Origin of the sequence: Novosphingobium sp. THN1 (genome assembly GCF_003454795.1) — a bacterium.
Classification (GTDB): Bacteria; Pseudomonadota; Alphaproteobacteria; order Sphingomonadales; family Sphingomonadaceae; genus Novosphingobium.
This window is the reverse complement of record NZ_CP028347.1, coordinates 1,956,437-1,973,028: the sequence shown is the minus strand read 5'-3', so window position 1 is coordinate 1,973,028 and position 16,592 is coordinate 1,956,437. Positions and strand designations below refer to the sequence as shown.

The following is a 16,592-nucleotide window of genomic DNA, read 5'->3' as shown; positions in this document are numbered from 1 at the left end:
TGGTCTCCCTCCCCCGGTGGGTGAGGAACTGGTGCAAACCCGTCATGCTCTGCCAATCCTCTTGATTTCCCATTCGAGCTCGACGCCCGACATGTCCTTCACGCGCTTGCGCACTTCCTCGCCCAGCGCTTCGATTTCGGCGCTGGTAGCTTCGCCGGTGTTGATCAGAAAGTTGGTGTGCTTCTCGCTGACTTGCGCGCCGCCCATGGTAAGCCCACGGCATCCGGCCTTGTCGACCAGTTCCCAAGCCTTGCCGCCGTCCGGGTTCTTGAAGGTCGAACCGCCGGTCTTGGAGCGCAGCGGCTGCGAAGCCTCGCGGGCAGCGCTGATGCGGTCCATTTCAGCCTGGATGTCGTCCGGCTCACCGGGGTGGCCGCGAAACCGTGCGGCGACCACAATCGAGCCGTCGGTGAGGTCTGAGTGACGGTAAGTGTAGCCAAGCTCGCTGAGCGGTAGCGTCGCGATCTCGCCCGAGCGGATCACTACGTCGCAATCGACCAGCACGTCCTTGACCTCGCGCCCGTAGGCACCGCCGTTCATGCGCACGAAGCCACCGACCGTGCCGGGGATAGAACGCAGGAATTCCAGCCCGGCAATGCCGTTGTCGCGCGCTGTGCTGGACACCAGAATGCCCGATGCACCACCGCCGCAATTGAGCGTGATTTCATCAACCTTCTCGACCTTGGCGAAGGCCTTGCCAAGACGAACGACCACCCCCGGAACGCCGCCGTCGCGCACGATCAGGTTGGAGCCAAGGCCGAGCGCCATGACCGGCACGTCCGGAGCGAGCCCCGCCAAAAAGTCCTGCAGGTCGGCGACGTCCTTGGGCTCGAACAGCCAGTCAGCCGTGCCTCCGGACTTGAACCAGACCAGCGGCGCAAGCGGGGCGTTCTGCGTCAGCTTGCCGCGAACCTGAGGCAGCGTGAGGATGGTCACCCCTGCCCCCTTTCACGCGCGATTGCATCGGCAAGGCCAGCGGCCCACTTGGTTATGTCACCGGCGCCAAGGCACACGACCATGTCACCGGGCTGCGCCGTGGCAGCAAGTTCCTTGGCCAACGCGTCGGCACCGGCTGTCAGGTGCGCGCTGCGATGCCCGCGCGCCTTGATGCCGTCGACCATCGCCGCGCTATCCACGCCTTCGATCGGCTGTTCGCCTGCAGCGTAAACCGGCGCGGCATAGACCACATCGGCGTCGTTGAACGCACCCTGGAAGTCTTCCATGTGATCGCGCAACCGGGTGAAGCGGTGCGGCTGAACGACTGCGATGACGCGGCCTTGCACACCTTCGCGCGCGGCAGCGAGAACAGCGCGGATTTCGACCGGGTGGTGGCCGTAGTCGTCGATGACCGTCACGCCATCCACCTCACCGACCTTGGTGAAGCGACGCTTGACCCCGCCGAACTTGCCGAAGCCGGTGCGGACAAGTTCGTCTGAAACGCCCATTTCCACTGCGACTGCAACGGCGGCGAGCGCGTTCTGGACGTTGTGACGGCCCGGCATCGGCAGTTCGATGCCCTCGATGCGGCGGAACGAACCATCGCGCTGGCGCAGCACAGCGGTAAAGCGGTTGCCGCCGGGGATCGGCGTCACGGCCTCACCCCGCACGTCAGCCTGAGCGGAGAAGCCGTAGGTCACCACGCGGCGGTCCCGCACCTTGGGAATGATTGCCTGCACTTCGGGGTGATCGATGCAGAGCATGGCCGCGCCGTAGAACGGCACATTCTCGATAAACTCGACGAACGCCGACTTGACCTTCTCGAAGCTGCCGTAGTGATCAAGGTGCTCAGGATCGATATTGGTGACGACCGCCAGAGTGCCATCAAGGCGCAGGAACGAACCATCGCTCTCGTCAGCCTCGACCACCATCCACTCGCTGTCACCCAGACGCGCGTTGGAGCCATAGGAATTGATGATCCCGCCGTTGATCACGGTCGGATCGATCCCGCCCGCATCGAGCAAGCAGGCAACCATCGAGGTCGTCGTGGTCTTGCCGTGGGTACCGGCGACCGCAACCGTGCTCTTGAGGCGCATCAGTTCGGCAAGCATTTCGGCACGGCGAACCACGGGGATGCGGTTTTCCAGTGCGGCAACCACTTCGGGATTGTCACGCTTTACAGCGGTCGAGGTCACGACCACGGCAACGCCATCCACGTTCTCGGACTTCTGCCCGATCATCACCTTGATACCGCGCGAGCGCAATCCATCGACGACATAGCTTTCCGCCATGTCGGAGCCCTGCACCGAATAGCCCATGTTGTGCATGACCTCGGCAATGCCGGACATGCCGATGCCACCGATGCCGACAAAGTGGATCGTGCCGATCTCGGTGCCGACGCCCTTCATGCGAGTTGCTCCTGCCCTGACGGCGCGGCGCTGCGGGTGTCGACGCGGATCACGTCCATGATCGGCTCACCGCCAAAGCTTTCGACCAGATCGGCCAGATCGCTGACGGCGTTGGGAAGGCCGCAGTTCCACGCAGCGTGCGCGGCATTGGCAAGGGTATGCGGGTGCTGGGCCATGGCCTGAATCTGTTTCGCCAGTTCCTTGGGGGTAAAGCCGGTCTGCCGGATCGCGCGCGCGCCGCCTGCCGCAACCATCTCGCGCGTGTTGGCGGCCTGATGATCATCTGTCGCGATGGGCAGCGGGACGAGGATCGCCGGGCGTCCCACGGCAGTCAGTTCGGCAATGGTCGATGCGCCGGCGCGACCGATGAACAGGTGCGTTCCGGCAAGGCGAGACTGCATGTCTTCGAAGTACGTGCCAAGTTCAGCCGGAATCTCATGTGCGGCATAGCGGGCGCGAACAGCCTTGAGGTCCTCCGGGCGGCACTGCTGAGTCACCTGCAAGCGATGGCGTAGCGCGGGCGGCAGCATCGCCAGACCATCGGGTACGACTTCCGACAAGACCGAAGCGCCCTGGCTTCCGCCCGTCACCAGCACACGGAACAGGCTGTCTTCGGTGAACTCGGGGAACGGCTCGCCTCGCAGCGCCAGTACTTCGGGCCGCACAGGATTACCGACGCGGTGGACCTTGCCCCACAGCTTCGGCTCAAGCCGATCAACCTCGCCGTAAGCCGTGGCGATGGCGTCAACGCGCTTGGCGAGGAAGCGGTTTACGCGTCCCAGCACTGCGTTCTGCTCATGGATCACCGTCGGGATCTTCGCCGAATGGGCTGCCAGCAGTGCGGGAAGCGCAGGATAACCGCCAAAGCCGATCACGCAGGAAGGCTGGAAGCTTTCGAACAGCCGCAGCGCCATCGCCCGGCCCTGCCAGATCGCGCGCAGCCCCTTGAGCAACGCCACCGGGTTCTTGGCGAGACGGCCTGCGGGCAGCACGTGCGCCGGCATGAAGTCCGGCTTGCCGGGAATCTTCGCGCCGCGCTCATCGGTTACCAGCGCGACATGATGACCGCGCCGTTCCAGCTCGACCGCCAGCGCGAAAGCCGGAATTAGGTGTCCACCCGTGCCGCCTGCCGCGAGCACGTAATGCCGAGAAGCGCCACTCATTTGCGCACCAGTTCCGTAACGTCGAACTTCTCGCGCGAAAGGTAGGGGTTGCGCCGCGTGATCGCGAGCAGCAGCCCGACGCCCATGAGCAGCGCGATGGTGGAGGATCCGCCGTAGCTGATCAGCGGCAAGGTCATGCCTTTCGAAGGGAAAAGTTGCAGGTTCACAAGGATGTTGATGAACGCCTGACCGACCAGCTGCGCGGTCAGCCCGGCTGCCGCGAGGATGGTGAACAGATCGTCCTCATCAAGCAGGCGCATCAGCACGCGCAGCGCGATCGCGCAATAGATCGTGACGATCACCGCGCAGGCGATCAGCCCGAATTCCTCACCAACCACCGAAAAGATATAGTCGGTGTGCGCCTCGGGCAGCGCATTCTTGCGGCTGCCGAGCCAAAGCCCGGTGCCGCTCCATCCGCCGTTCATCAAGGTGCGCATGGCAAGGTCGACCTGATCGAACTCGCTGCCCCCGAAATGAAGTTGTCGATACGGTGCGTCGCGTTCGGGTAGAAGAAGTACGCTGCAATGACCACGAGGATCAGCCCGCCCATCGCATATATGATCTTGTTGACCGACAGGCCCGAAAGCAGCGCCAATACGAACCATACACCGCCGAACAGCATGGTGGAGCCGAAGTCGGGCTGGGCCATCAGCAGGATGCCCACCAGCCCCATGATCGCCACCGTGATCGGGATGACGGGGATGTTCGGATCGCGCACCCGCCACGACAGGATCCAGGCCAGGGCAATGGCGAATCCGGGCTTGAGAAATTCCGAAGGCTGCAGGCTGAAGCCGATCCACAGCCAGCGCTTCGCCCCTTTGACCTCGCTACCGACAAGCGGCACGAGCACGAGTGCAAGGACCATCGCAGCCGCGAGCAGGATGGCTCCGCGTCGTGCCGCCTCCTTGGGCAGGACAGATGCAAAGAACATCGCGACCAGCCCCACCGCGACCCAACGCAGGTGAATCCAGAAGAAATAGAGATCGCCGAGCGACTTCTGGTTCGTGGACAGGCGATGCGCCGAGGCCGGGGATGCAGCGGCAACGGCGATGCAGCCGATCGTCACCAGCGAAAGGATCAGCGTCAGCAGCACGCGATCGATCTCGCGCCACCAGATCAGCAGCTCGCTGCGACGGCTGCGGCGAAAACGCGCGCCGTGGCCGACCACGCGCACGCCGCCATCGGGCATGGTGGTGGTGACGAGGCGGGTGGGCGTGGGCGTAGTGCTCATGAACCAGTCCCCGGCGGACAGGGTGCATCGGAATCGGCAATCAGCGCCTCGACAATTTGGCGAAAGCTGTCGCCGCGCGCCTCGAAATCGCGGAACTGATCGAAGCTGGCGCACGCTGGCGAAAGCATCACCACGTCGCCGGGCTGCGCTGCCTGCATCGCCTGACGCACGGCATCGCACATCATCTCGCTGCGGTTGACCGGCATGATGGGATCGAGGATGTCGGCAAACATCGGCCCTGCCTCGCCGATCGTGTAGGCGGCGACAACGTGGTCGAAGTAGGGCGCGCACTCATCGAGGTTGTCGCTCTTGGGCAGGCCACCGAGGATCCAGTGGATACGCGGATAGGCGCCGAGCGCAGGCGCGGTCGAGGCCGGATTGGTAGCCTTGCTGTCGTTGACGAACAGCACGCCATTGGCCTCGGCCACGCGTTCCATGCGGTGCGGAAGGCCGACGAAACTGGTCAGCGCCGGACCCCACACGTCTTCGCCGATGCCAAGCTGCCGCGCGATCTCCACCGCAATCGCAGCATTCTGCAGGTTGTGCGGCCCTTGCAGCGAGGGCCAAGCCGTTTGCCCCTCCAGCGCATCAGGCTGCACCACATGGACGAAGCCGACGTCATGCGTGGCCGAAGTTTCGCGCGCGATCTTCAGGGTATGCTCGTCACCGCAACCGAACACGGCGTGATGGCGCGCCGACTGCATCCGGAACAGGCGAGCCTTGGCCGCGGCGTAACCTTCAAAGCCATCGTAGCGGTCAAGGTGATCGGGGCTGAGGTTGATCAGCGCAGCGACATCGCAATCAAGGCTCTGCGTCAGGTCGATCTGGTAGCTGGACAGCTCGAGCACATAGACGCCGCCTTCGGGCAGCGGCTCCTGCCCCAGAACTGGCAGGCCAATATTTCCGCCCAGCCGCGCCTCGAGACCCGCCGCCTTGCAGATGTGGTGGACCAGCATCGTCGTCGTCGACTTGCCGTTGGTCCCGGTGATGCCGACCACGCGATGCGGCGGCAAGTCGGCGCGGGCCTGCGCGAAAAGTTCGATGTCGCCGATCACCGGTACACCGAAAGAAGCGGCGTGGGCGGCAATCGGATGGCGATTGAGTGGCACCCCGGGGCTCACCACCACGCCCGCAAACCCGGTCAGGTCGGTCGCCAGTGGATCGGCGATAGTGCAGCGCCCTTCGTAGGCTGCGCGCGGTTCCTCGCGGCTGTCCCACACGGTGACGTCCGCCCCGCCCGCCAGCAGCGCCTCGACGCTCGCCTGCCCCGAACGGGCAAGGCCGAGCACGGCGAAGCGTTTGCCGGAAAAGGCGGGCGAGACGATCATCGCACCTTCAGCGTGGCGAGGCCGATCAGCGCCAGCACGATCGACACGATCCAGAAGCGGATCACGACAGTCGATTCCTTCCAGCCGAGCTGCTCGAAGTGGTGGTGGATCGGGGCCATGCGGAACACGCGCTTGCCGGTGCGCTTGTAGACCGCGACCTGGACGATCACCGACACGGCCTCCATCACGAACAGCCCGCCGACAATGGCCAGCACGATCTCATGATGCGCGGCGACGGCAATCACGCCAAGAGCGCCACCGAGCGCGAGGCTGCCGGTATCGCCCATGAACACGGCGGCAGGCGGCGCGTTGAACCACAGAAACGCGAGGCCCGCCCCCATCATTGCCGCACAGAAGATCGCCAGTTCGCCCGCACCCTTGACGTGCGGAATGCCGAGGTAGGTTGAATAGTCCACGCGCCCGGCCAGATAGGCGATGATCGCGAATGTTCCGGCCGCGATGATCACCGGCATGGTTGCAAGGCCGTCCAGACCGTCGGTCAGGTTCACCGCATTGCCCGCGCCGACGATCACGAAAATCGCGAAGAGGTAATAGAACGGCCCGAGCGGCACGTAGAGATTGCTGAACAGCGGAACGTAAAGGTGCGTTTCGCCCACGGCCAGCCACGCAGCGATACCGGCCACCACGAACTCACCGGCCAGGCGAACCTTGGCGGGCACGCCCTTGTGCGCGTATTTTGTAACCTTGTCGTAGTCGTCAAGAAAGCCGATCAGCCCGAAGCCGAGCGTCACGACAACGCAGGACCAGACGAGGCGACTGGTCACATCCATCCACAGCAGCAGCGACAGCGTGAGCGACGTCACGATCATCAATCCGCCCATGGTCGGCGTGCCGCGCTTGGCGAGGTGCGACTGCGGGCCGTCCTCGCGGATCGGCTGACCCTTGCCCTGGCGCACACGCAGCATGTTGATGAAGCGCGGACCGATGATCAGGCCGATCATCAGCGCGGTCAACAGCGTCGCGCCCGCGCGGAACGTCTGGTAGCGGATGAGGTTGCTGAATCCCTCGAAATGCAGCCACTCGGCCAGCTGGTAGAGCATTCACCGTTCCCTGGTGGTGAGCGAACGCACGATCGCGCCCAGTCCCACCGAATTCGACCCCTTCACGAGGATCGCATCACCCCCGCGCACACCGTCCGCAGCCAGACATTCCGCCGCTTCCGAAGCTGTCTGCACATGCGCCACATCGATTTTACCGGCAAGCGAGAACGGCCCGCTTTTCCCCAGCGCGTCGGCCAATGCCGCCATTTCGGCGCCTACCAGCACCAGCTTGTCGACCTTGCCCTCGGCGACGGGCCCGGCGAGTTCGGCGTGATAGCGTGCCTCGGCTTCGCCCAGCTCCTTCATCGCGCCAAGAATGGCAACGCGGCGGGTGGCGGGTGTCGCACCAAGCTGGCGCAGGGTGACGGCCATCGAGGCAGGATTGGCGTTGTAGCTTTCGTCGATCAGCAGGGCCTTGCCCGAACCGTCGCCACCGGTGGCGGCAATCTCGTGGCGGGCCCCGCGCCCGGCGAGGCCTTCCATCTCGGCCAGAGCCAGTCCGGCAGCGCCCAGATCGCCCCCGATCGCTTCGACGGCAGCCATGATCGCCAGCGAGTTGGCAACCCAGTGTTCGCCCGGTTGCGAGATCGTGTAACAGACCTTGCGGCCCCCAAGATCCGCCGTAACCAGGGTACCGCCGCCTGACGCCGCCACCGCGTCGATCAGCCGGACGCTCGCATCGGCATGGCGACCGAAGCTGATCACGCGCTCGGCATGTTGCGCGGCCTTGGCCCGCAGCCGTTCGAAATGGCGGTTGTCAGCGGGAATGATGGCGACGCCGCCATGTTCAAGCCCTTCGAAGATTTCAGCCTTGGCATCGGCAATCGCTTCCTCACCCGAAAAATGACCGATGTGGGCGGGCGCAATGGTAGTGACGATGGCGACGTGGGGACGGACCAGCCGGGTCAGCGCGGCCAGCTCGCCCGCATGGTTCATGCCCATTTCGAACACGCCGAAGCTGGTGCGGGCGGGCATGCGCGAAAGGCTTAGCGGCACGCCGACATGGTTGTTGTAGCTCTTGACCGAACGGTGTGCCCGGCCCCGACTGGCGCGGTCGAGCGCGGCATAGAGCGCTTCCTTGACGCCGGTCTTGCCGGCAGAACCCGTCACCCCGATGATCCCGGCATCGACGCGCGCGCGCGCCGCCCGGCCAAGGTTCTCGAGCGCAGTCATCGTGTTGCCGACCAGCACGTACGGGCCGAACGTCGCATGTTCGACCACCGTGCCCGCCGCGCCGCGCCCGTAGGCGCCCTCAAGGTAGCGATGACCGTCCGAAGCCTCGCCCTTCAAGGCGAAGAACAGGTCGCCTTCCACCACCTCGCGGCTGTCGATCTCGACGCCGGAGACCGCGAACTGCGCGCTTGCCCGGCCACCCGTTGCCGCAGCGATTTCCTCGCTCGTCCAAAGCGCAAGACCCGCCGCGTCGGACGGGTCCTCTGGCCATGCGATAAGCGCGGGATGGGCGGTCATGTGGTGCACTCCCTGGCGACCTGAACATCGTCAAACGGCAGGATGCGGACAGCATCGCCCCTGCCCACGATCTGTCCCTGTTCGTGCCCCTTCCCTGCAACAAGGACAATGTCTTCACGGCCTGCCTCGGCGATCGCGGCGGCAATCGCGGCACGACGATCGCCGATCTCGCGCGCCTTTTCGTCGCAGCCCGCCATGATGGCGGCGCGGATTTCCGCGGGATCTTCACCACGGGGATTGTCATCCGTGACAATCACCAGATCCGAGCCGGCACAGGCAGCACTTCCCATCTCCGGACGCTTGCCGCCGTCGCGGTCACCGCCAGCACCGAACACGGTGATCAGGCGCCCGGACGTATGCGGGCGCAGCGCGGCAATCGCCGCTTCGATGGCGTCGGGCGTGTGCGCGTAGTCGACATAGACCGGCGCCCCGGCACGATTGATCGCCGCGCGCTCCAGCCGCCCCCGCACCGGTTGCAACCGCGCCAGCGCATCGAACACCTTGGCCGCATCGGTCCCTGAAGCAATTGCCAGCCCGGCGGAAACCAGCGCGTTCGCCGCCTGATAGGCGCCGATCAGCGGCAGGTTGATCTTGCGCGCCTGGCCTTCGAACGCGATCTCGAGGGTCTGCCCCAGTTGGGTCGGGGTACGGGCGAGCAGGCGGATCTCGGTCCCCTGCTTGCCCACCGAGAGCAACCGCAGACCCCTCGCGCGGACATGCTCCACCACCCGTCCCGACCACTCGTCGTCCATCCAGACGACCGCCGTGCCGCTCTCTTCCACGACATGGTCGAACAGGCGCATCTTGGCCGCGAAGTAATCGTCCATCGTCGCGTGGTAATCGAGATGGTCGCGGCTGAGGTTGGTAAAGGCCCCTGCCCCCACGCGCAGGCCCTCGTTGCGGTACTGCGAGAGGCCATGGCTCGACGCTTCGTAGGCGACATGTGTCACACCCTCGCGGGCAAGGCCGGTCATGTTCGAAAGGAACGTCACGATGTCCGGCGTGGTCAGCCCGGTAGAGACGCTTTCGTCTGCCGTGGTCACGCCGAGCGTGCCGATCGACGCCGCAGAATAGCCGGCCATGCGCCAGATCTGGCGCGTCATTTCAACCGTTGAGGTCTTGCCGTTGGTCCCCGTAACGGCAACAACGGTCTCGGGCACAGGCTGGAAAAAGCGCGCGGCCAGCGCGGCAAAGGCGCGGCGCGGCTCTTCATCGGCAACGTGCACCGCCCCTTCGACCTTGGCCTGCGGCCGCGCGACCACGGCGACAGCGCCCGCCTTCACGGCATCGGCAATGAAGTCCTCGCCATTGAAGCGCGTGCCTGGAAAGGCACCGAAGATCGTTCCCGGGGCAACCTTGCGATGATCGATGGCAAAGCCGGTGACGTTCGCATCAGCGTTCTTGCCAGCGAAACCCGCCGCTTCAAGGATCGCGCCGAGCTTCATTCACCATCTCCGTTGCCGACCAGCGGCGACAAGTCCGAAATGTCGATATCGCGGGTATCGTCGGGAACGACGCCGAGGAACGGCCCGATGCGCGGAACAACGCGGCCGACGATCGGCGCAGCGTTCCATGCGGCCGTGCGCTGATACGACGTCGCGGCCGTGCCCTTCGGCTCGTCAAGCATGGCAATCACCACGTAACGCGGCTTGTCCATCGGGAAGGCGGCGGCGAAAGTCGCGACGAGCGAAGTGCGGTTGTAACCGCCTTTGCCGCCGGGCTTTTCCGCTGATCCGGTCTTGCCGCCGACACGATAGCCGGAGGCATTGGCGCTCTTGCCGGTGCCATCCACCACGATCATGCGCAGCAACTGGCGCATGCGCGCGCTGGTCGAAGCCTTGTAGACGCGGCGACCTTCAGGGATCTGCGTCGGCTCGCGCTTGAACAGCGTCGCCGGGCGCCAGATGCCGCCGTTGACCATTGCGGCATAGGCTGCTGCCAGATGCAGCGGGGTAACCGCGATGCCGTGACCGTAGCTGACCGTCATCGTGGTAATGCGCGCCCAGTCGCCGTTCTTGTTGGTGCCGCGCGGCCAGAGCGGGAAGCCACGCGCCGGCAGTTCGATGTAGGGCCGCTCATTCATGCCGAGCGCCGCCATCGTCTTCTTCAGCGCGGGACCACCCAACTTGTCAGCCACCTGCGCCGTAACGATGTTCGATGAGTGGATCAGCGCTTCGGGCACGTTGAGCGAAGCGCCGAAGCTGTGGCTGTCACGAATGTGAAAACCGCCGATCGCCAGCGGCCTGTCCGAAGGATAGCGCACCGAAAGGTCGGTCACCACGCCCGCGTCGATTGCCGCCGCAACGCTCAGCGGCTTGAAGGTCGACCCGAGTTCGTAAACCTGGTTCGTCACCTTGTTGAACACCAGGTTGTTGAGCGCCTGGTCCGAACGGTTGGGATTGAACGAGGGTAGCGATGCCAGCGCGATAATCTCGCCGGTATCGACATCGAGGATCACACCCGCCGCGCCCTTGGCCTCGGTTTCGAGCATGCCGCGCCCGAGTTCGTCCTCAAGCGCGCCTTGCGCACGCATATCGATGGAAAGCGCTACCGGCTTTCCGCGCTGGGCTGGATCGAGCAGCTGCTTTTCGAGCACCTGCTCCATGCCGACATGGCCATGGCCTTCGCTGTCGACATAGCCGAGCACGTGCGCGCCAAGCGATCCTTGCGGGTAATAGCGCTGGTTCTCGCGCGGGAACTCCAGCGCAGGCTCGCCAAGGGCAAAGATGCGGTTGGCATCCTCCGGCATCACCCTCTGGCGCAGATAGCTCGGCTTGTCGGACTTCAGCCGCCGGAGCAAATCATTGTAATCCGCATCGGGGAAGATGGCGAGAAGCGCCTTGGCCACCTCTTCGGGCGACTTGACGAGCGGCGTGCCGTTCTCACCGAAAGCCTTGGGATTGTACCACAGCGCATAGGCCGGGAACGCGCGTGCCAGCGGAACGCCATTGCGATCGGTGATCTCGCCACGCGGCGGAAGCAACGCTTCAGCCAGCGAACGACGTGTCGGCGAGCCTTCGAAAAAGCCGAGTTGGGCAATCCGCGCCAGCGCCGCAAAGCCAAAGAACAGGATGAAGCCGGCCACCACCAGCGCACGAACCTTGGCCTCGACCAGCGAGCGCTGGCGGACATTGGCCAGCAGGACGCGGCCGGAAGCGATGGCGGCTGAGGCGGTGAGTGCGTTCACCGGGCTGCCTTAGCCTCCTTGCCCTTGGTGGCGCGAGGGGCCGAACCGGACTTGGTCTTGCTTGCGCCCGACTTATCCGCAGTTGTGACCGCCTTGGCCTTGGCAGCAGGCTTGCCAGCCGACTTCGCATTCGCGGCCCTGTCCTTGGCAACGACGTCCTTGGCAGCAACCTTCTGCGCCGCCTTCGGCTTGGCAGATGCCGATGCCTCGGCCCGGTCCATCTTGGCGTCCAGCTTGGCGTCCTTCTTGGCCGGACGCTCCTTCTCGGAAGCCGTCTCCTTGCGCACCGGACCGCGCGGGCGAGCATCGACAACCTTGCCAAGGCGGTCTTTCAGCGTCTCGACAGCTTCAGCGTGATCGACAGTGCGCGCCGAACGGTCCCCTTCGGTATCGTCCGCAGCAACCTTGCTGTCATTGCTGGCCAGCGCCTTGCCCGAAAGCGGCGAAACCATCGCCGGGAACGCAGCCGAAGCGATAACACTGTCATCGACGCTGGCGACGCGGATCGGGGCGGGCGCATCCGGCGTGGCGGGCACGCTCAGTGCGGCAAGCTGGCGTTCGCCTTCGATGTACTGGCTGGCGTTGGGCGCGGCATAGCCGAACTCGACATCGTTCCACGCCTTCAACTGCTGCTGGTTCGAGCGCGTCTCGAATTCGGTCTCGAGATACATCTTCTCCTGCTTGAGCGCGACAATGCGCGCCTCGGCATGGTGAATCTGGCTCCGCAGGGCATTGACCCGGAATGCCAGTGCCACAACCAGTGCCAGGCACAGGCCCAGCAGGACCAGCCAGCCAACCGAGCGAAGACGGCTTGTGGTCGAGATCATGCCGCAGCCCTCCCCGCACCAGTCCGGGCAGGCGCAGAAGTGCGCACGGCCCAGCGCAGCGTGGCGGAGCGGGCGCGCGGATTGCGCTCCTCCTCCTCGGGCGTCGGACGGATTGCGGCCGAAGGCTTTTCGAAGACCGGGTCAACCTTCGCGGCCATTTGCGGCAGGTGGCGCGAACCGGCAGGCACGGCGCCGGCAGCCTCGCGCAGGAACTGCTTGACGATGCGGTCCTCAAGGCTGTGGAAGCTGACTACCGCGATGCGACCGCCGGGAACCAGCACCTTCTCTGCCGCGGCCAGACCTTCGATCAGCTCGTCCAGTTCGCCGTTTACGTGGATGCGCACGGCTTGGAAGCTGCGGGTCGCCGGGTCCTTCTGCGCCTTTGGCCCCTTGATGTCGGGACGAAAGCCCAGCGCCTTGCGGACGACCGTGGCAAACTGTCCGGTGGTGGTCAGCGGGCGGGCAGCGACGATGGCGCGGGCAATCCGGCGCGATTGGCGTTCCTCGCCGTAGCGATAGAGAACGTCTGCTATTTCCCCCTCGTCCGCTTCATTCAGGAAATCCGCCGCACTTGGACCGTCCTGTGACATCCGCATGTCTAACGGTCCGTCGGACGAGAACGCAAATCCCCGCCCGGGCTGATCGAGTTGCATCGAGCTTACGCCGATGTCGAACACGACGCCCTGAACGCCCGCAATTCCGGCCTCTGCAAGTCCTTCCGCAAGTTCGGAAAAGCGACGGGGATGCAGAACGAGGCGCGGATCTTTTCCACAGGTTTCTCCCCAGAGCCTTCCCGCCGCGATCGCATCGGGATCGCGGTCGAACGCATGGACCGTAGCGCCCGATTCCAGCAGGCGGCGGGTGTAGCCGCCCGCTCCGAATGTCGCGTCGACGATCAGGTCGCCCGGCTTTGCATCAAGGGCCGCGACGACCTCTTCGAGCAGCACGGGAATGTGCGGGGCTTTTGGCGCTGCAGCGGTCACTTGCGCTTCCCCTTGGCAGCTTCGGCCATCTTGGCACGGCACCCAGCCTTGGCGCTGGCCCAGCCATCGCCCTGCTCGAACAGGATCTGCGGGTTCCAGATGGTGATCTGGCGGCCGCCACCATGGAAATAGAGACCGTCTTCCACCTGCCCCAGTTCGGACAGGTATTCGGGCAGGACAAAGCGACCGCTCTCGTCGAAGCTCACGCGGGTGAAGCCATAGGCCTGCGCCTCCGCCATGTCGCGGTCGAAGTCCTGGTTGAGGCGGAGCCTCTTCTCTTCCTCGCGATCGATCTCTGCAGCCAGTTCGTCCAGGCGGGACAGGCCGAATCCGGTCAGGCAAGGCAGGCGGGGATGCTTGTCGAGACAGAGAATGCGCTGGTTGGCGGAAGCTGCGTAGATGTCGGAGCGGAAGTCGGCAGGCAGGACGAAGCGGCCCTTTTCGCCACGCGGCGAAAAGCCCTGTCCCACCAGATTTACCGGCCCTCCCGCCACGCTGGACACCCCGCTCGCGGACAAAGCTCCATCGCTCGACCCCGCGCCATCGCGCGTTGCCGACTCATCCCCCGCGGATGCGATTGGAGTTCGTCCCGATAACCCACACTACTAACGCGGGACGGGGCGGGCGAAAAGGGGAAAATGCGGGAAAATGCGGACTAGCTATGATTCCGTAGCATTTTCTCTACATCTTACCGCTTGAGTAACCATGACTTGCTGCAAAAGTAATCGCGCAGATGCGGGCGTTTCGACGAAGTCCTCCGTGCAAAGCAGCACCTTACCCGCATTTTCCCGCGAACAAAAGGAGATCATTGCACCATCACCCCGTCGAGCAGGCGCTGCAACTGAATTTCCGGCCGGTCTGCGGTGGGCTCGGGCTCCAACAGCGCGGCGTCCGCCACCAGCGTTGCCCGCCCTTTCCCGATCGTGCAGCGCGCAATCAGCCCGTCCTTGGCAATCGCGCAGTTCGCTTCATGCCCGCCCGCAATGGCCTTGAAGGTGCCCGCCAGATTAATCGGCAGCCCCTCGCCCGCACTTTCCCGCAAACCGCCGGGCTGCGTATCGTCGAACTGCAGTTCCAGCCCCCACCGCGCCAGAATCGGCGAAACCAGCGCCACGTCCTGCGGCCGGCGTCGGTCACCCAGCGCAAACGCGCTCTCCTGCGTCAGCATCGGATCGGCGAACATCAGCAAGTGCCCGCCCGCGCGCACCCAGGCATCAAGCGCCACATTCTCTTCCGGCACCAACGGGCGCGGCTGCGCCACGACCAGAAAGTCCACAAGCTCAAGCTGAAGCAGCGTATCGAGCGGGATCACCTTGCCGTTGGACTCCAGCAAGGCGCGTGCCCACTGCGGCGCGGATGGGGGGTCGATCATGCCCTTGATATCGTCCGCCTCGTTCCACAGGATCGGCAGGCTGGTGAACAGGCCCACAGTCCTGTCAGGTGTGCGTGCCGGTGAAAACGCCCACCACCCGGCCAGCGCGACCACCGCTGCCAGCACGGCAAGAGCGATCCGGCGATGCACTCAGTTCTTCGGCGCGTTGACCGAAGGGGCCGGGACCGAAGGGGCGGGCGTCGGCCCAGGAGGCGCGGGCGAGATCGTGACGGTCGGCTGCTCCTTGGCCGTCACCGGCAATTGTGGGGCCACGCCCATGTCAGCCAGCGGGTCCTTCGCAGACGTCTCGCTCGCCTCGACCGTCGGCGCGGCTGTATTGACCGCACTGGCGTCGATGAACTTGGCCCGGTCCATGATCACGTTGGCCAGGCTTACCAGCAGCAGCATTCCGGCCAGACCGAACAGCCCGACCTGCAGCCGATGAACCGCCTGCGCCCGCAGCTCGCGCGTCGTCGGCGGCACGTGGGCCAGTGCGCTGGCAGCGGCGATGTCCGCCTCGGTCGGGGCGGAAGCCTGCTTGCCTGCGGGGAAACCGAACAGTGCCATGGCCGCAGCCTAGCCTATTGCTCCAGCCAAGGGAACACCGGCAATCCCTTGGCCTTGAGCCACTCGGGATTGTAGAGCGACGACAGGTAGCGGAAGCCCGTATCGCACAGGATCGTCGCCACCCGGCTGCCCTTGCCAAGCTGCTTGGCCAGCGCAACGGCGCCCGCCACGTTGATCCCGCTCGACAGGCCAAGGCACAGGCCCTCATCGGCCAGCAAACGCTCGACCCAGTACAGCCCTTCCTCGTCCGAAATGCGGAACTGCGTGTCGATCGGTGCGCCTTCGAGGTTGGCGGTAATGCGGCCCTGCCCGATACCCTCGGCCACCGAAGACCCTTCGGCCTTCAACTCGCCATTGGCGTAATAGTTGTACAGCGCCGCGCCATGCGGGTCGGTCAGCGCGATCGTGATGTTCTCGTCAAACGCCTTGAGGCCCAGGCCCACCCCCGCGATCGTCCCACCGGTGCCGGCAGCGCAGGTAAAGCCGTCGATGCGGTGCTCCATCTGCTCCCAGATTTCCGGCGCAGTGCTTTCGATATGGGCGCGACGGTTGGCGATATTGTCGAACTGGTTGGCCCAGACCGCCCCTTCGGTTTCCTCGGCAATCCGGCGCGAGGTGTGGACGAAGTGGCCGGGGTTGGAGAACGGCGCCGCCGGCACCAGCACCAGCTCGGCGCGCAGCGCACGCAGCGTGTCCATCTTCTCGCGCGATTGCGTCTCGGGCATGACGATGACCGACTTGTACCCGCGGGCGTTGGCCACCAGCGCAAGGCCGATGCCGGTATTGCCCGCCGTGCCTTCGACGATCGTCCCGCCGGGCTGCAGCACGCCCCGCTCTTCGGCATCGCGCACGATCCACAGCGCAGCGCGGTCCTTCACCGAAGCGCCGGGGTTGGCGAACTCGCACTTGCCGTAGATCTCGGCCCCTGCCGCCTCGCTCGGCCCCTTCAGCAGGACGAGCGGCGTGTTGCCGATGAGCGAAATGGTATCGGATGCAATCGATGGTGCAGTCATGGCCCCGAGTTAGGGACACTTGGCGCAATTGCCAACGAATTTGCG

14 protein-coding genes and 1 pseudogene are annotated in these 16,592 nt (G+C 65.0%); all 15 read right to left on the bottom strand.

Features of this window, described 5'->3' with window-relative positions; all coding sequences use genetic code 11:
• Nucleotides 1–42 precede the first annotated feature (42 nt).
• The 15 genes and pseudogenes from murB to C7W88_RS09745 all read right to left on the bottom strand — a co-directional run bounded on the left by murB (nucleotide 43) and on the right by C7W88_RS09745 (nucleotide 16,547).
• A complete protein-coding gene (gene murB / locus C7W88_RS09815) occupies nucleotides 43–936 on the bottom strand; it encodes a UDP-N-acetylmuramate dehydrogenase (RefSeq protein ID WP_240344528.1) in 894 nt (297 codons plus the stop codon).
• Complete coding sequence (murC, locus tag C7W88_RS09810) at nucleotides 933–2,345, bottom strand: UDP-N-acetylmuramate--L-alanine ligase (protein ID WP_118073391.1); 1,413 nt, start codon at nucleotides 2,343–2,345, stop codon at nucleotides 933–935. Before murC ends, murB begins: the two co-directional genes overlap by 4 nt.
• Nucleotides 2,342–3,508: an undecaprenyldiphospho-muramoylpentapeptide beta-N-acetylglucosaminyltransferase gene (murG, locus tag C7W88_RS09805; protein ID WP_118073390.1), complete on the bottom strand. Its 1,167-nt coding sequence runs from the start codon at nucleotides 3,506–3,508 to the stop codon at nucleotides 2,342–2,344. The genes murC and murG overlap by 4 nt, the downstream gene beginning before the upstream one ends.
• Nucleotides 3,505–4,697: pseudogene (locus C7W88_RS09800) on the bottom strand (FtsW/RodA/SpoVE family cell cycle protein). Before C7W88_RS09800 ends, murG begins: the two are co-directional and overlap by 4 nt.
• 38 nt (nucleotides 4,698–4,735) lie before the next feature.
• Nucleotides 4,736–6,067, bottom strand: coding sequence for a UDP-N-acetylmuramoyl-L-alanine--D-glutamate ligase (gene murD / locus C7W88_RS09795; RefSeq protein ID WP_118073389.1), 1,332 nt, complete (start codon nucleotides 6,065–6,067; stop codon nucleotides 4,736–4,738).
• A complete protein-coding gene (gene mraY / locus C7W88_RS09790) occupies nucleotides 6,064–7,128 on the bottom strand; it encodes a phospho-N-acetylmuramoyl-pentapeptide-transferase (protein WP_039334147.1) in 1,065 nt (354 codons plus the stop codon). Before mraY ends, murD begins: the two co-directional genes overlap by 4 nt.
• A complete protein-coding gene (murF, locus tag C7W88_RS09785; protein ID WP_118073388.1) occupies nucleotides 7,129–8,598 on the bottom strand; it encodes a UDP-N-acetylmuramoyl-tripeptide--D-alanyl-D-alanine ligase in 1,470 nt (489 codons plus the stop codon).
• The gene (locus C7W88_RS09780; protein ID WP_118073387.1) at nucleotides 8,595–10,043 is read right to left on the bottom strand and encodes a UDP-N-acetylmuramoyl-L-alanyl-D-glutamate--2,6-diaminopimelate ligase; all 1,449 of its coding nucleotides are present in this window, start codon (nucleotides 10,041–10,043) and stop codon (nucleotides 8,595–8,597) included. The genes murF and C7W88_RS09780 overlap by 4 nt, the downstream gene beginning before the upstream one ends.
• Nucleotides 10,040–11,785 carry a penicillin-binding protein 2 gene (locus C7W88_RS09775; protein WP_118073386.1) on the bottom strand — a complete coding sequence of 582 codons (1,746 nt, stop codon included), beginning with the start codon at nucleotides 11,783–11,785 and terminating at the stop codon, nucleotides 10,040–10,042. The genes C7W88_RS09780 and C7W88_RS09775 overlap by 4 nt, the downstream gene beginning before the upstream one ends.
• Nucleotides 11,782–12,612: a hypothetical protein gene (locus C7W88_RS23115; RefSeq protein ID WP_205525158.1), complete on the bottom strand. Its 831-nt coding sequence runs from the start codon at nucleotides 12,610–12,612 to the stop codon at nucleotides 11,782–11,784. The genes C7W88_RS09775 and C7W88_RS23115 overlap by 4 nt, the downstream gene beginning before the upstream one ends.
• Nucleotides 12,609–13,595: a 16S rRNA (cytosine(1402)-N(4))-methyltransferase RsmH gene (gene rsmH / locus C7W88_RS09765; protein WP_118073385.1), complete on the bottom strand. Its 987-nt coding sequence runs from the start codon at nucleotides 13,593–13,595 to the stop codon at nucleotides 12,609–12,611. Before rsmH ends, C7W88_RS23115 begins: the two co-directional genes overlap by 4 nt.
• Entirely contained in the window at nucleotides 13,592–14,089 is a 498-nt protein-coding gene (locus tag C7W88_RS09760; protein WP_240344526.1) for a division/cell wall cluster transcriptional repressor MraZ, read from the bottom strand. Before C7W88_RS09760 ends, rsmH begins: the two co-directional genes overlap by 4 nt.
• Before the next feature lie 311 nt (nucleotides 14,090–14,400).
• Nucleotides 14,401–15,117, bottom strand: coding sequence for an ABC transporter (locus C7W88_RS09755; RefSeq protein WP_118073383.1), 717 nt, complete (start codon nucleotides 15,115–15,117; stop codon nucleotides 14,401–14,403).
• The gene (locus C7W88_RS09750; protein WP_240344525.1) at nucleotides 15,118–15,534 is read right to left on the bottom strand and encodes a hypothetical protein; all 417 of its coding nucleotides are present in this window, start codon (nucleotides 15,532–15,534) and stop codon (nucleotides 15,118–15,120) included.
• A 14-nt stretch (nucleotides 15,535–15,548) separates the two neighbouring features.
• On the bottom strand, nucleotides 15,549–16,547 hold the full coding sequence (locus tag C7W88_RS09745) for a cysteine synthase A (RefSeq protein WP_118073382.1): 999 nt from the start codon (nucleotides 16,545–16,547) through the stop codon (nucleotides 15,549–15,551).
• Nucleotides 16,548–16,592: the final 45 nt, after the last annotated feature.

Excerpts from the sequence above, each read along its gene's own strand:
- mraY (WP_039334147.1), bottom strand. The coding sequence starts at position 7,128 with ATGCTCTACCAGCTGGCCGAGTGGCTGCATTTCGAGGGATTCAGCAAC.
- C7W88_RS23115 (WP_205525158.1), bottom strand. The coding sequence starts at position 12,612 with ATGATCTCGACCACAAGCCGTCTTCGCTCGGTTGGCTGGCTGGTCCTG.
- murD (WP_118073389.1), bottom strand. The coding sequence starts at position 6,067 with ATGATCGTCTCGCCCGCCTTTTCCGGCAAACGCTTCGCCGTGCTCGGC.
- C7W88_RS09745 (WP_118073382.1), bottom strand. The coding sequence starts at position 16,547 with ATGACTGCACCATCGATTGCATCCGATACCATTTCGCTCATCGGCAAC.
- murC (WP_118073391.1), bottom strand. The coding sequence starts at position 2,345 with ATGAAGGGCGTCGGCACCGAGATCGGCACGATCCACTTTGTCGGCATC.
- murF (WP_118073388.1), bottom strand. The coding sequence starts at position 8,598 with ATGACCGCCCATCCCGCGCTTATCGCATGGCCAGAGGACCCGTCCGAC.
- C7W88_RS09750 (WP_240344525.1), bottom strand. The coding sequence starts at position 15,534 with ATGGCACTGTTCGGTTTCCCCGCAGGCAAGCAGGCTTCCGCCCCGACC.
- C7W88_RS09780 (WP_118073387.1), bottom strand. The coding sequence starts at position 10,043 with ATGAAGCTCGGCGCGATCCTTGAAGCGGCGGGTTTCGCTGGCAAGAAC.
- murG (WP_118073390.1), bottom strand. The coding sequence starts at position 3,508 with ATGAGTGGCGCTTCTCGGCATTACGTGCTCGCGGCAGGCGGCACGGGT.